General features: G+C 62.8%; 15 protein-coding genes and 1 pseudogene. 7 read left to right on the top strand and 9 right to left on the bottom strand.

Going from position 1 to position 14151, the window contains the following annotated elements:
• Positions 1–265: 265 nt before the first annotated feature.
• Both ABEI27_RS06550 and ABEI27_RS06545 read right to left on the bottom strand, forming a co-directional pair.
• Entirely contained in the window at positions 266–577 is a 312-nt protein-coding gene (locus tag ABEI27_RS06550) for a hypothetical protein (protein ID WP_375798606.1), read from the bottom strand.
• A 193-nt stretch (positions 578–770) separates the two neighbouring features.
• Positions 771–2483 carry a glutamate--tRNA ligase gene (locus ABEI27_RS06545; RefSeq protein ID WP_375798605.1) on the bottom strand — a complete coding sequence of 571 codons (1713 nt, stop codon included), beginning with the start codon at positions 2481–2483 and terminating at the stop codon, positions 771–773.
• A gap of 67 nt (positions 2484–2550) precedes the next feature.
• Between ABEI27_RS06545 and ABEI27_RS06540 the strand changes: the two are divergent.
• Positions 2551–3283 (top strand): annotated as a pseudogene (locus ABEI27_RS06540) (HAD-IA family hydrolase).
• Here the strand turns inward: ABEI27_RS06540 and idsA3 are convergent.
• A complete protein-coding gene (gene idsA3 / locus ABEI27_RS06535; RefSeq protein WP_375798604.1) occupies positions 3267–4313 on the bottom strand; it encodes a geranylfarnesyl diphosphate synthase in 1047 nt (348 codons plus the stop codon). The pseudogene ABEI27_RS06540 and the gene idsA3 overlap by 17 nt on opposite strands.
• Position 4314: 1 nt before the next feature.
• A complete protein-coding gene (locus tag ABEI27_RS06530; protein ID WP_375798603.1) occupies positions 4315–5673 on the bottom strand; it encodes an RNase J family beta-CASP ribonuclease in 1359 nt (452 codons plus the stop codon).
• A 430-nt stretch (positions 5674–6103) separates the two neighbouring features.
• Between ABEI27_RS06530 and ABEI27_RS06525 the strand changes: the two genes are divergently transcribed.
• The 3 genes from ABEI27_RS06525 to ABEI27_RS06515 all read left to right on the top strand — a co-directional run bounded on the left by ABEI27_RS06525 (position 6104) and on the right by ABEI27_RS06515 (position 7368).
• Complete coding sequence (locus ABEI27_RS06525; protein WP_375798602.1) at positions 6104–6337, top strand: LSM domain-containing protein; 234 nt, start codon at positions 6104–6106, stop codon at positions 6335–6337.
• Positions 6334–6510 carry a 50S ribosomal protein L37e gene (locus ABEI27_RS06520; RefSeq protein ID WP_375798601.1) on the top strand — a complete coding sequence of 59 codons (177 nt, stop codon included), beginning with the start codon at positions 6334–6336 and terminating at the stop codon, positions 6508–6510. The genes ABEI27_RS06525 and ABEI27_RS06520 overlap by 4 nt, the downstream gene beginning before the upstream one ends.
• Positions 6511–6654: 144 nt before the next feature.
• Positions 6655–7368, top strand: a complete 714-nt coding sequence (locus tag ABEI27_RS06515; protein WP_375798600.1) for a molybdenum cofactor biosynthesis protein B — start codon at positions 6655–6657, stop codon at positions 7366–7368.
• Between the two features lie 121 nt (positions 7369–7489).
• Here the strand turns inward: ABEI27_RS06515 and ABEI27_RS06510 are convergent, their stop codons facing one another.
• The gene (locus ABEI27_RS06510) at positions 7490–7987 is read right to left on the bottom strand and encodes a hypothetical protein (RefSeq protein ID WP_375798599.1); all 498 of its coding nucleotides are present in this window, start codon (positions 7985–7987) and stop codon (positions 7490–7492) included.
• A 171-nt stretch (positions 7988–8158) separates the two neighbouring features.
• On the opposite strand from ABEI27_RS06510, the gene ilvD reads away from it, so the two are divergent.
• Positions 8159–9916, top strand: a complete 1758-nt coding sequence (ilvD, locus tag ABEI27_RS06505) for a dihydroxy-acid dehydratase (protein ID WP_375798598.1) — start codon at positions 8159–8161, stop codon at positions 9914–9916.
• A 98-nt stretch (positions 9917–10014) separates the two neighbouring features.
• Here ilvD and ABEI27_RS06500 read toward each other — a convergent pair whose 3' ends face one another.
• The 3 genes from ABEI27_RS06500 to ABEI27_RS06490 all read right to left on the bottom strand — a co-directional run bounded on the left by ABEI27_RS06500 (position 10015) and on the right by ABEI27_RS06490 (position 11438).
• Positions 10015–10572 carry an HD domain-containing protein gene (locus ABEI27_RS06500; RefSeq protein WP_375798597.1) on the bottom strand — a complete coding sequence of 186 codons (558 nt, stop codon included), beginning with the start codon at positions 10570–10572 and terminating at the stop codon, positions 10015–10017.
• Positions 10573–10630: 58 nt separating this feature from the next.
• Positions 10631–10822 (bottom strand): hypothetical protein, encoded by a 192-nt coding sequence (locus tag ABEI27_RS06495; protein ID WP_375798596.1) that lies wholly within the window; start codon positions 10820–10822, stop codon positions 10631–10633.
• A 133-nt stretch (positions 10823–10955) separates the two neighbouring features.
• Positions 10956–11438 carry a redoxin domain-containing protein gene (locus ABEI27_RS06490; protein ID WP_375798595.1) on the bottom strand — a complete coding sequence of 161 codons (483 nt, stop codon included), beginning with the start codon at positions 11436–11438 and terminating at the stop codon, positions 10956–10958.
• Between the two features lie 777 nt (positions 11439–12215).
• On the opposite strand from ABEI27_RS06490, the gene ABEI27_RS06485 reads away from it, so the two are divergent.
• Both ABEI27_RS06485 and ABEI27_RS06480 read left to right on the top strand, forming a co-directional pair.
• Complete coding sequence (locus ABEI27_RS06485; protein ID WP_375798617.1) at positions 12216–12689, top strand: GAF domain-containing protein; 474 nt, start codon at positions 12216–12218, stop codon at positions 12687–12689.
• Positions 12690–12753: 64 nt separating this feature from the next.
• Positions 12754–12882 carry a hypothetical protein gene (locus ABEI27_RS06480; RefSeq protein WP_375798594.1) on the top strand — a complete coding sequence of 43 codons (129 nt, stop codon included), beginning with the start codon at positions 12754–12756 and terminating at the stop codon, positions 12880–12882.
• A gap of 178 nt (positions 12883–13060) precedes the next feature.
• On the opposite strand, the gene asd is transcribed toward ABEI27_RS06480, so the two are convergent.
• The gene (asd, locus tag ABEI27_RS06475) at positions 13061–14095 is read right to left on the bottom strand and encodes an aspartate-semialdehyde dehydrogenase (protein ID WP_375798593.1); all 1035 of its coding nucleotides are present in this window, start codon (positions 14093–14095) and stop codon (positions 13061–13063) included.
• Positions 14096–14151: the final 56 nt, after the last annotated feature.

The following is a 14151-nucleotide window of genomic DNA, read 5'->3' as shown; positions in this document are numbered from 1 at the left end:
TGGTCGGCGTCGGCGTCGCCGTTTGGGTCGGGAACGGGTCCGCGTTCGCTCCCTCTCCACCCGGCAGTAGGTCTCCGCCGACGACGGCGACGCCGCCGCCGACAGCGATCAGCAGTGCGATGACGATAATGAATTTTCCTTCCATAGTGTGCAGTCGCGTGCCCGACCCCGGTCCCCGCGGATCGGCATTCCGCTGTAGAGCCGGAGCGGGTCGGATGTGTTCCGCTCTCGTGCGTGGTTCAAATAGTGATATCGGTTCGAACTATTACGCCGTAGGCGTCGCGGTCGACGTACCAGCGTCTTCCCCGCCCGCGTCGCTCACGCTCGGCCCGAGGCTATCCAACGTGCCGTCGACGAACTGCTGAATCAGCCCGTGGATCTCCGAGACGAAATCCGGAACCGGACCGGGGAGGTCGTCCGGCGGCCCGGCCGAGTCGGCACCGTCGGCCGCACCGGTGTCCGCCTGAGCGGCCGTTCCGCTGTCTGCCGCGCCTGTGCTCCCAGGTGTCGCGGCCGCAGCGCCAGTCACAACGATGAGTGCTGCGAGCGCAGCGGCAAGCAGTGTGATTCGTTTCATTGCTCTGCACTCAGAGACGGGCGGTGAACCCACCTAAACGGGTGACTCCCTGAACCAGGCTTGCCCCGGTTTTACGCCCGAATTATCGACGTTTTAGCCGGATTAACTACCGGTGCGATGGATTCAGTCTGAAACAGCCGGCGGCCCTGCCCCCGATGCTGACTTCTCTCCCAGCGCGCGGGTCGAGGACCCGCTACGGATGCGACCAGTACGCGACAGACTCTTCGTCTCCGTGGTCGTCGACGCGCGCGAATCCGATCCGCTCGAACTGGACGACGTTGCCCTCCTCGGTCGAGCGGAAGTCCGGTTCTGCGACGCCCGAGACGTCGCCGTCCGGCGTCCGCAACCGAACGGCGACGTTGTCTGTCGCCGGCGCCCAGTGGATCACGTCGACGCTACCCTCCCGAACTACGTCGATGTCGTCGCCCGTCGCGACGAGACTGTCGCTCTCGCGCCGGACGCACGCATATCCCTTCAGCCAGACGGGGTCGCCCTCCGCAGGCACGTCTGCCGGTTCGATGACGACGCCGTCGGCCGCAGGGATGGTCCGCTCGCCGCGGGACTCGTGATCCGGATGCAACGGGGGCTGGCCGGCGTCAGGTCCACCCTCAACCGCGAACGATTGGCCGTCCCGGACCAGGAAGTAGCGCTCTGCCTCGTCGTCGACGAGGTCTCTGTTCTCGGCGTAGACAGCACTCATCGAGAGGTCAACGTTCGAGGTCGAAGTACCGAGCGCGGCCAGCGCTTCGACGACGGCCTCGCCGCGAATCCCGCGACGTCGCAGACTTTTCAGCGTTGGCGCGCGCGGGTCGTCCCACCCGTCGAGTTCGCCAGCGTCGATCCGTTCTTTCAGGGTCGAGGTCGAGAGTTGCACGTCGTAGGCGTCGACCTGGACGTGGCCCCAGTGGATCACCTCGGGGTACGCCCAGTCGAAGTAGTCGTAGACGAACCGCTGGCGTTTCGCGGAGTCCTGCAGGTCGATTCCACGGATGATGTGGGTGACGCCCGTGAGGTGGTCGTCGACGCCGGACTGAAAGTCGAGCATCGGCCAGCATCGGTACTCTGCGGCCGCATTGCGTGGGTGCGGCGTGTCGATCATCCGGAAGGCGACCCAGTCGCGCAGCGCGGGGTTCTTATGCTCGATATCCGTTCGGACGCGGAGGACCATCTCGCCCGCATCGTACTCGCCCTCGACCATCGACGCGAACTCATCGCGGGTCGTCTCCCGGTCCTTTTTACGGTGTGGGCAGGCCTCCCCGTCGTTCTTCAGTTTGGAGAACGTCTCACCCGAACACGAACAGGTGTACGCGCCGCCGGCGTCGATCAGATTCCGGGCGTGCTCGTAGTAGGTCTCCAAGCGGTCGGACGCGAGGATGACATCGTCGGGCTCGAACCCGAGGTAGTCGATGTCTTCGAGGATGGCGTCGTAGGCGTCCAGATCCGGTCGCTTCGTCTCCGGGTCGGTGTCGTCGAAGCGGACGACGAACGATCCATCGTAGCGCTTCTTGTACCGGCCGATGACCGCCGGCATCCGGGCGTGTCCGATGTGCCAGGGACCGTTCGGGTTCGGCGCAGCCCGCATCCGCACCTCGTCGTCGTCGACGTTCGGGAGGTCCGGCAGGTCGTGCTCGTCGCCCTCGTCTTCGGCTTCAATCGCCGCCAGTTCCTCGGGTGCGAGCGTCTCCAGTCGGTCCCGCTTCTCTTCCGTCGAGAGGTCGTTGACCTGAGCGACCACGCTGCCAATGATTCCGGGAATCTCGTCGCCGTGCGGGCGAAAGTCGGGGTTCTCGCCCATCAGCGGGCCCATCACGGCTCCGACGTCGGCGTCGCTCTCGTACTTCACCGCGTTCAAGAGCGCGTGCTTCTCGGCCTCGCGCTCGACGCGTTCGCGTAGATCCTCGTCCATTACGCGTCGGTGGGTTCTCCCCGGTAATCAAACGAGGGATTTTGTTCCCGGCGACCGTCCGGCCGCCGTGTTCGACGCAGACCGGGTCACGACGGGTACCTTCGACTCGTACAGCACCCTCGTCGATGTCGACGCGGCCGAATCCGCGCCCGCCGACCGGGTCGCCAACCCCGAACCGATCTCGAAGCGCCGGCGCTCGCGTTCACTGGCGCACACGTTCGTCGCCAACCAGACCGACGCCTACCAACCCTTCTACGAAATAAACCGGGACGCACTCCAGTACGCGCTCGACGCGCACGGCGCTGATGTCTCGACTGAGGAACGCGACGAGATCCTGGCGGTGTCCCACGAGTTGGACGTGTTCGACGACGTCCGCCGGGGGACCGAGCGACTCCGCGAGGCGGGCACCACTGCTACGTCGTCTCCAACGGAACCCTCGAGATGCTCGCTTCGATGGTCGAGCACGCCGACATCGGGGATCTGATCGCCGATACGATCAGCGCCGACGAGGTCCGGACGCTCAAACCGAGCGCCGAACTCTACCGACACGCGGCGGCCCGAATGGGGACGCCAATTCGGGAGGTTGCGCACGTGACGGCCGCGTGGTTCGATGTCCTTGGCGCGCAACACGCCAGAATGCAATGTGAGTGGCCGACCCGAAAGGTAGTCCCTGGGACGACGCGGCCGGAGAGCCGGACCTGACCGTCGAAACGTTCGACGAACTGCCCGACACGCTCTCGAGTTGTGTATCGAATATCAGAGCGTCGCGGCGACGCGGCCGCTTCAGTAGCCGCGAGTGATCAGGTAGTCCGCGATGTCTCCGAGGAGGTCTCGCGCTTCGTTGTCCGGCAGCACGTCGAGGTGTCGCTTTGCGTTTGCGGTGAGTTCTTCGGCCTTCTCCTCGGCGTAGGCGATCGATCCCGACTCCTCGAGTCGGGAGACCGCTGCCTCGACCTCGGCCTCTGAGACTGTCTCCACGTCGGCAGCGGCGACGAGATCGTCGACATCTACTCCGTGCTGTCGCGCGTGGAGCGTGATCAGCGTCTCTTTGTTCTCCACGAGATCAGAGCCACGCTGTTTCCCGAGCGTCTCCGAGGATACGGTCAGGTCGAGAACGTCGTCCTGGATCTGGAACGCTCGCCCGGAGTCGATGCCGTAGCGATACAGCGCCTCGACGGTCCTGTCGTCGGCACCCATCAGGGTCGCCGCCGTCGCCGCCGCTGCGCCGTAGAGCACGGCCGTCTTGAGTTCGATCATCTCGAGGTACTCCTCCGGCAGGACTTCGGTCCGGCGCTCGAACTCCACGTCGAGCGCCTGCCCTTCACAGATCTGCGTACACGTCGTCGCCAGCCGTCGGACGGCCTCGAGGCCGTTCTCGGGGGCGGCCCCCGTCTCCGAGAGCAACTCGAACGCCTTCGCGTACAGCGTGTCGCCGGCGAGAATCGCCGTCTCTGTGTCGTACTCTCTGTGGACCGCGGGGACGCCACGACGGAGATCGTCGTCGTCCATTATGTCGTCGTGAATGAGCGTGAACGACTGGATGACCTCGATGCTGGTCGCGGCCGACATCACGTCGATCTCTGTCCCGTCGAGCGCGGGGAACGCGTGGTAGTCGATGGTCAGCGGTTCGACGTCGGCCAGCGCCTCCGCAATCAACAGCGAGACCGTCGGTCGAAGGCGCTTTCCGCCGGCCTTCAACAAGTAGCGTGTCGCTTTGTAGAGCCGCTCGGGCGACTTCATCGGGACGTCGTCATCGAGCGCCTCGTTGACGAGTTCGCGTCGCTCTGCGACCGCTTCGAGTACCCGTTCTTCCGTCGCTTCCGAGTTCATATCACTCCACCAGTTGGATCATATTCCCGTTCCGCGTGACGTGCAGGTCGCGTCCCATCGCGTACCCCTGCGACTCCGCGAGATCGACGTACGGCGCGAACCCTTCGAGATTCTGGTGGGCGGGAATGACGTGCTGGGGCTGAAGCGCGTCGAGCATCTGGTAGTGGCCTTCCTCGCGGAGGTGCCCGGACACGTGAACATCGTCGTAGATGCGCGCGCCCTGCATCTTCAGGAGGCGCTCGGACTGGTAGCGCTGGCCTTCGTTCGTCGGTTCCGGGATGACCCGTGCGGAAAAGATGACTTTGTCGCCGTCCTCAATTTCGTACGGCGTCTCGCCGCGACCCATCCGGGTGAGCATCGCACGTGGCTCGCCTTGATGGCCCGTGACGATCGGCAGGTAGTTCTCTTTGCCCTCTTTCATAATCCGCTTGAACGTCCGGTCGACGGACTTGCGATGCCCGTACATCCCGACGTCGTCGGGGAAGTCGACAAAGCCGAGTCGCTCTGCAGTCCCGGAGTACTTCTCCATCGATCGACCCAAGAGCACCGGCTGACGACCGATGTCCTTGGCGAACTCGACAATCGAGGAGACCCGCGAGACGTGTGAGGAGAACGTCGTTGCGACGATCCCGCCGTCGTAATCTTCGATTGAGTGGATGGTATCTTCGAGATGGTTCCGCGCGTGAGACTCCGAGGGCGTCCGGCCTTTCCGACCCGCATTGGTACAGTCCTCGATGTAACAGAGGACACCGTTGCCCTCACGACCGATCTCGCGGAACCGCTTCATATCGATCGGGTCCTCGATGACCGGCGAGTGATCCATCCGCTTGTCGAGGCCGTAGACGATCGAGCCCTCGGGCGTGTGAATGACGGGGTTGATCGCGTCGATGATCGAGTGTGTCACGTGGACGAACTCGAGTTCGACCTGGCCGGAGTCGCCGATCGACATCGTCTCGCCGGCTTCCATCTTCACCAGGTCGTTGTTGAAGTTCCCGCTGAACTTGCTTTCGCTCTCGATCTGCTGTTTCACCAACTCGATCGTGAACGGCGCGGACACCACCGGGGCGTTGTAACGGTGTGCGAGTTTCGAGATTGCGCCGATGTGGTCGAGATGACCGTGCGTCGGCACGATAGCCTGCACGTCGCCCTCGAGATCGGACATCACCCGGTCGTCCGGGATAGCGCCCATATCGATCAAGTCGAGACTGTGCATCTTTTCGGTCTCCACGTTGTCGTGGATGAGGACCTGACTGAGGTTCAGGCCCATATCGAAGATGACGACGTCATCGCCCGCGCGAACGGCCGTCATCTGCCGACCGACTTCTTCGTAACCGCCGATTGTTGCAATTTCTATTTCCATAGTCGAATCCGAGCATCGAAAGCCACCGGGTGAGTACGGCTCTCCAGCCGCGCTCACGATATGGCGAGGGTGCTCACGTAAACGTCCCGTCGAGTCCGCTAGCCCGTTGTGGGCCGGATTCGGGACCGATCGGCCCCGGCGTCTTGCAGCACGTCGGTCGTCGGTCCCGCGTGCCCGAACTGCGCGGACACTTACCCGCGGGAGTCTTGGTACAGAAGCGTTCTCGGCCGGGTACTAAAAACTAACCGGGTTGGACTCCTTTCTGAGCCGGAGCACCGATCTGCAGGTGTCGCACGCGGCAGCAATATGACGGGGTTTGCCTCGTGAACGCTTCGGTGGCAGCCACATTCGGAACTGAGAGCGTCGCCGAATCCGCCACTCTCGGGGCTGGTCCGGCACATTTAATACCGAAACGGGAGGCGCTTGAGATATGAGCGGTCGACCACTCGACGTTCTCGAAGCCGCGCTCGAAGATGTCGTCACGATCACATTGAAAGACGGCACTGCGTACTACGGCACGCTTGCCGGGTACGACCAGCATATGAACGCTGTCCTCGAACCGGCGAGGGACGTCGACGAGACTCTCCGGGCCGAACTGGAGGTCACAGCGGTCGAAGACACAACGATTATACGCGGCGACAACGTCGTGACAATACAAGTATGACGGGCGCAGGCACCCCTAGTCAAGGCAAGAAGAACAAGACGACGCACGTCAAGTGCCGTCGATGCGGTGAGAAGTCCTACCATATCAAGAAGAAGGTCTGTTCCTCGTGCGGATTCGGGAAATCCGCGAAGCGTCGCGACTACGAGTGGCAGTCGAAGGCCGGCGACAACTGATTTTTCGGATTCTCTGGATTCCGACGTCGCTGCTGACGTTCTCACACCCTCTCAACGACGAGTGACGGTTGTCGCGTCTCGTTCAGCGCTGCCGGCTCTGCCGAATGCTGTGAACCTTTGTCCGTCGAAGGTGAATGGCTGGGTATGACTCGCGACGACGCGGCTGCGTCTCACAGTCCCGAGAGTTGTCACAGTCACGACGACAGCGGCCACGGCCACGCCGCAGACGATCAACACGGCCACGATGACCACGGCCACGACAGTGGCGACAACGACCACGGGCAACACAAGCACGATGGCGACGACGATCACAGCCACGATAGCCACGGACACGGCGACCACGACGACCACGACCACGGTCATCACGCCCACGACGTTGGGTCGCTGCAGGCCGCAGTAGTCACGGTCTCCTCTTCGAGGACGTTAGAAGCGGACCCGGCCGGTGATGCGATTGCGGCGGCCTTCGAGAGCGAGAATCACGACGTCTCCGCCCGCGAGGTCGTCCCCGACGACTACGGCGTGATCCAAACGACTGTTGACCGCCTCGTCGGCCGCGACGACGTCGATATCGTGGTGACCACCGGCGGAACGGGCGTCACGCCAGACGACGTGACCGTCGAGGCTGTAAGCGACCGCTTCGCCAAGCCGCTTCCCGGATTCGGCGAACTGTTCCGCCGCCGCTCAGAGTCTGAAATTGGGACGCGCATCGTCGGGACACGCGCCACAGCGGGGATTACGCAGGGCGTTCCCGTCTTCTGTCTCCCGGGCAGCGAGAACGCCGCCCGACTCGGCAGCGAGGCGATCATCGTCCCGGAAGCCCCCCATCTCGCGGGATTGGCGACGCGACACGAGCACTGACGGAGACCGTCTTCACAACTGTCGGGTCTCGGTTCACGTCCGTCTGAGGCGCCGGAACGGAGGACATCGGCCTCGGAGTCAACCAGTCAACACAGGTGTACTCTGCACCCGGTCGCGGCGGCTATGGTCGCCATCGCCCGCCGATATCGTCGCGAGGGTAGTCCTGATATGTCCCATTCAAGAACGAACTGACGCGACCGTTCTCCTCGCTCAGGGTCACCGACCAGAGGACTTCTTCGCGGGTCGAAGCCTCGAGCGCGCTCATATGTTTCGTTCCCATCCAATCGGCGTACTCCATATCGATCCCGTTCATCGACTCGTGACTGGGGCTCCGGACGCGGACCATCTGCTCTTGGATCGTCCCGTCGGCCGCGATGACAATCGCACCGTCACAGGTGAACGCCACGTCTCTCGCTGCTTCAACGAAGGCCTCCGCCGACTCAGAGATGACGCGACAGCGGTTCACTGGCCACTTGTTCGCCCCAAGCGGGTCGGTGTAATCGCTCACGTCGACGTCAGCAACCACGAGGAAGTAGAGACTAGGTCCGGACACGTGCTGCTCTTCCCACCGATCGAACCCGAGGCTTAGTGACTCCGCCGTGTACCGGAGAAGATCCATCAACTGCTGACTCGTCTCGTAATCTGTTCTTGATGCGTTGTGCTGGACCATTCTGGGTATGCGGTCATATATTAATGCGTCTACGAGCGGTATGATTGTAACGGCATCTTCACGCCACAGCCCCACAGGCTATGCGTGGCCTTTTAATGCCACTGCGACTACCTGCCGTATATGAGCAAGCAGGAACCACAGGAACGGGAGGACGGCGACGAGGAGCCGTTCTCCAGCGGGAAAGATCCCGACCTCCCCAGCACCGACGTGACGGAGGGCCCCGATAAAGCGCCCCATCGGGCGATGTTCCGTGCGATGGGCTTCGACGACGACGACCTCTCCTCCCCGATGGTCGGCGTCGCGAATCCCGCGGCCGACATCACCCCGTGTAACGTCCACCTCGACGACGTCGCAGACGCGGCCGTCGAGGGCGTCGAAGACGCCGGTGGGATGCCGATCGAGTTCGGGACGATCACGATCTCGGACGCCATCTCGATGGGCACCGAGGGAATGAAGGCCTCGCTTATCTCCCGTGAGGTCATCGCCGACTCCGTCGAACTCGTCGCGTTCGGCGAGCGGATGGACGCGCTCGTCACCGTCGCAGGATGCGACAAGAACTTGCCCGGAATGATGATGGCCTCGATCCGGACCGACCTGCCGTCGGTCTTCCTCTACGGCGGCTCGATTATGCCCGGCGAACACGACGGCCGCGACGTCACCATCCAAAACGTCTTCGAGGGGGTTGGGACCTACGCCGAGGGCGAAATGAGTGCCGAGGAACTCGACGACCTCGAACGACACGCTTGTCCCGGTGCGGGTTCCTGCGGCGGGATGTTCACCGCCAACACGATGGCCTCGATCTCGGAAGCGCTCGGGATGGCTCCGCTAGGCACCGCAGACGCGCCGGCCGAGTCATCGGAACGGTACGAGGTCGCTCGTCGCTCCGGTGAAGCAGTCCTCAGCGCTGTCGCGAACGACATTCGACCCTCCGACGTCCTCTCAAAGAAGTCCTTCGAGAACGCTATTGCACTCCAAGTCGCCATCGGCGGTTCGACCAACGCCGTCCTGCATCTGCTTGCGCTCGCCGCCGAGGCTGGCATCGACCTCTCGATCGGAGAATTTGACGAGATCTCTCGTCGGACGCCCAAGATCGCGAACCTCCAGCCTGGCGGGACGAAGACGATGAACGATCTTCACGAAGAAGGCGGCGTCCCCCTCGTGATCCGCCGACTCCTCGATGCCGGGCTCTTCCACGGCGACGCGATGACGGTCACCGGACGAACGATTGCTGAGGAACTCGAGGAACTGAAGCTGCCCGACGACGACGAGATCGAGGGCGAGTTCATCTACTCCGTCGACGACCCCTACCAGGAGGAAGGGGCGATCAAGATCCTCACGGGCAACCTCGCGCCGGACGGGGCGGTGCTGAAAGTCACTGGTGACGACAAGTTCCACCACCAGGGTCCCGCTCGTATTTTCGAGAGCGAGGAGGACGCAATGGAGTACGTCCAGCAGGGGCACATCGAGTCGGGCGACGTCATCGTCATCCGCAACGAAGGTCCGCAAGGGGGTCCGGGGATGCGCGAAATGCTCGGCGTCACCGCGGCCGTCGTCGGCCAGGGACACGAGGACGACGTTGCTCTCCTGACTGACGGTCGCTTCTCCGGGGCGACACGCGGCCCGATGGTCGGTCACATCGCGCCGGAGGCCGCCGTCGGCGGGGCGATCGGACTCATCGAAGACGGCGACGAGATCACCGTCGATATTCCCGAACGAGAGCTCTCCGTCGACGTTTCCGACGAGGAACTCGACGCACGGCGCGAGGACTGGGAACCCGCAGAACCGCAGTACGCGTCTGGCGTGCTGGCGAAGTACGGCAACGACTTTGATACCGCAGCCAACGGCGCGGTGACGAATCCCGGCGCGAAGCAGAACTGAACGTCGTCACGGAACAGGACTGGACGCCGCCACGGAACGTTTCGTGCGTTTCCGTCCAATTCAGACGCTCCACAAATTCCCCGACGTTTTCGCCGGCTTCAGACGGTCCGTAGATCGTCAGTCGACCGCCATCGGATCGCCGCAGCGGCCACCTCGTCGATACGTCTGATCATCTCGGCTTCGATGGTGGCGGGTTCGACGTTCGTTCGACTCGTGTGCGAGAGGACGATATGTGCCAGTTCGATCGGCAGATCGACCTGCGCGACGAGGTGGACCCCGTAATACGGATGCCCGAGCAGGTCGTGTACCTCGGTGCTTTCCATTCCCGAAAACTCGGCCAGTTTGCTCACGTCGTGAACGAGTGCGCCCGCGATGAGCACGTCGGTGTCGATGTCGAGCACCGCACCGCGACGGTCCAGAAGCGCCGCGACGAACGAAATCGCCCCCGCGGCCACGTCACGAACGTGGTCGATCAGATACTCGTCCGGGATCGAGAGGTCGCGCTGCGTCGGTGGCAGCCACGGCACTGACCGCAGATCGTCGATCTCGTTCTCGGCAATCGCCGTGGTCCACGCCTCGATGACGCCCGCGCGGAGGTCCTCGTCTTCGATCGCGTCGAGTTCGGGGAGCGCTGCCCGAACTGCTTCTTCGCTCATACGTTCGGGACGAAGGCGGCGAGCAAGTAGATTTCTTTGGCCCCGGAGGGGTCGATGCTCACTCGTCGGCGACGTCCCAGGTGGGAGTATAGACGAGGCTTGCGAGCAGAAAAATCGCCGCAACGGTGGATAACACCAGCGGGCCGAGGGGTCTCGAACTGCCGACACTCCCGGCCGCGACGCCGATTGCGATCACGACGACAGCCGTACATCGTCGAACCGTCCGTTGGAGGGCTGAGGGCGAGGACATACCCGCAGTTCGCTCGCTGCAAAAAAGTCGCTTTTGTTCGGCTACTGTCGCAATTGCGACTGATTGCCCACCTGACCACACGACTGCGGCCGATTCAGTGAGCGAAGACCTGTAACGGCTCCAACAGGCCGTCTCAGACTGATTCGACTACTGAGAGCAGTTCCTCGTAGTCAGGTTCGTTCGTCGGGTCTTCGGCGACCCAGTCGTGCTGCACGACACCCTCCTCGTCGACGACGAACACCGCCCGGTTGGCCACGCCCAGTAGGCCGAGGTCCTCGATATCGATCTCGAGGCCGTAGGCACTGATCGCCGCACGTCCCATATCACTGAGGAGGCCGAATTCGATTCCGTGCTCCTCGCGGAACGCGTTCTGTGAGAACGCCGAATCCGCGCTCACGCCGTACACCGTCGCGCCCGCGGCCTCGAAGTCGTCCGAGTGTTCTTCGAGCGCGACCATCTCGTTCGTACACGGCGGCGTGAACGCGCCGGGAAAAAAGGCGAGCACGACGGGACCGTCACCGAGCGAGTCGCCGAGGTCGAACGCCGAAACGTCGCCGTCCGCGAGTGTCGCCTGGAAAGTCGGTGCAGCATCGCCGGTCGTCGGGGTTTCTGACATCGTCGATACTCCGTACGTTCCGGACGTTCATAGCCTGGTGGGATACTGGTAGATGGCCTGATATAACTGGTGTCCATTCGCCGCCTATACTGAACTGCACTCTATTCCACCGCTGGCAGCAACGAACCCGGCGACCATTTTCTCCCGTCTAGTGGGTTATATATGGCATTCAACGACGTATTATGACCTTTTAGTCGCTTATTCCTATGCTGTAGCCAATTGTGCGTTCCACTCAAGAATCGATTCACGTTCTCCACGTGGACGATGGGTCACACGCTGCAGAACTGGCGGCCGAACTCCTCGAACACGATACCGGGCGGTTGGCCGTCGAAACGGCCGCGAGTCCGAATGAAGGCCGCAGTCGCCTCGCCGGCGCCCACTTCGATGTATCGTCTCCGATTACGAGATGCTTCGGCAGAACGGGATCGACTTTCTCGAATCCGTCCGTGACCAGCATCCAGAACTTCCATTTATGCTCTACACCGGGAACGGGATTTATATTAGCGTTTGCAACTGATTACACAGCCGATCGCACGCAGTCGAGCGATCGAGTGAGCGACGGGTTGCAAACGCTACTACAGCCAATCGCCAGCGAAGCCATCAGTGCCGGCGTGACGGATTATCTCCAGAAGGGAACCGGCACGGGTCAGTACACGCTGCTAGCCAATCGAATTATCAACGGCGCGGCGCAGCCGCGGGCCAAGCGAAAGATCACTCGAACGCAGGAGCGTCAGGAGCGCCACCGCGAGGCGCTCGTCGAACTGCTGATGAACGACGCTGTTCACGACAGGGGATTTCGAGATTGCCGTCCGTCGCAGCACAGAGACGGCTGCGGAGGTCCTGAACGTCTCTCGGGTGGACGTCTGGTTGGTCGATGACGACGACGACGATGGTGAGACGGCGCTTACCTGTGTCGGTCACTACACTCGCGAGACCGATGCCCACTCCGAGAGGAAGCAACTGGTGACGCAGGAGTATCTGACGTACGTCGAGGCGCTTCGAACTCACCGAGCCATCGACGCGACGAACGCGCACAAAGGCCCCCCTACGACGGAGTTGAGCGACTATCTGGACGCCAACGACATCGGCGCGGTGTCGGATGCGACGCTCCGGTCAGAGGGTGAAACGATCGACGCCCTGTGTTACGAGCACGTCGGTGTCCCCCGTGCGTGGACCGACGAGAGATCGATTTCGCTAGCGACGTCGCCGACGTCACGACACCGACGGTCGCCATCAACTGACGAGTCGTGAGCGCTGGGAGCTTTTCGGTATCGACTCCGAGACGGACACCGTCGGCCGAACCGAATCGGCATTCTTGCTGGACGACGTTGCTACCCAGCACCGGGCGAACGACCAGCGCACTCTCGACGAAGCGGAACCGATCGAGGTCGAAGCGGGGATGCCGACTCCGACGGGCGTCGAGGTCAACCTGACGCGCAAGTGACCGTATTATGACCGTGACGGTGAACTCCGCGACAGCTGTGCGATCTCGACCTCACGCACCACTCAGTAGCTCTGTGCGAAGCGCATACGGACGCAACAGCTGTTTCAGATCCGAACGTGTCCGAACGAACGAGATCGAATTCAGTCGAGCACGACGTCAGACTCAGTCGAGTGCGACGTCAGACCCAGCCTTCTTCGACGAGGAGCTCGCCGTTGAGCAGGGACGCCCCGGCCGCGCCGCGAATGGTGTTGTGTGCGAGGCAGTTGTACTTCAGGCCGTTTGCGGTCTCCTGAAGCCCGCCGGCGGAGATCTGCATCCCTCCGCCACGTTCGCGGTCGAGTCGGGGCTGCGGGCGTTCGGGATCCTCGAAGACGTGGATGAGTTGCTCCGGAGAGGAGGGGAGATCGGCGCTCTCATAAGAGCGCATCGCCCCCGCGGCTGCGTCGGGCGACGCGTCGTCCTCGGTCTCTGCGAAGACGTTCTCCAGGTGGCCGTCGAGCGTCGGAATCCGGTTACACGACGCCGCGACATCCATTCTGTGGAGTTCGAGTTCCGCCCCGTCGAACGTCCCGAGGAGTTTCCGCGATTCGGTCTCCATTTTGTCCTCTTCGCCGCCGATGTGCGGGATGGCGTTATCGATGATCTCCATCGAGGTGACACCGGAGTAGCCCGCCCCAGAGACCGCCTGTAGCGTCGACACCTGCACCGATTCGAGACCGAATTCGTCCAGCGCCGCGAGCGTGGGGACCATCGTGATCGTCGAGCAGTTCGGGTTCTTTACGAGCGCCCCGTCCCAGCCGCGCTCCTCGCGCTGAATCTCGATCAGATCGAGGTGACCGGGATTTATCTCCGGGATCGTCAGCGGCACGTCCTGAGCCATTCGGTCGTTCGAGGAGTTCGAGGAGACCACGTATCCCGCATCGAGGAAACTCGGTTCGACCTCCCGTGCGACACTTGACGGGAGCGACGAAAAGAGGAGGTCGATGTCGTCTGGGACGTCTTCGGGCGTCGTTGCACCAACGGTCATCTCCGCGACGTCGTCCGGGATCGGGGTGTTCACGCGCCACTTCGCCGCCTCGCGATACGACTTGCCCGCGCTGTCTTCGGAGGCCGTGAGCGCCGCCAACTCGAACGTCGAGTGATCGTCGAGAAGTTGAATGAAACGCTGTCCGACCGCACCGGTCGCACCGAGAATGCCCACACGTACTGTCATTACCGTTGGCGTGGGAGACACACACATAAGGCGGTTTGGATTTGCGCCGCCCGTCA

The organism is Halobellus sp., assembly GCF_042218505.1.
Classification (GTDB): Archaea; Halobacteriota; Halobacteria; order Halobacteriales; family Haloferacaceae; genus Haloquadratum.
The sequence above is the reverse complement of the archived record's forward strand: the minus strand, read 5'-3'. Positions and strand labels throughout refer to the sequence as shown.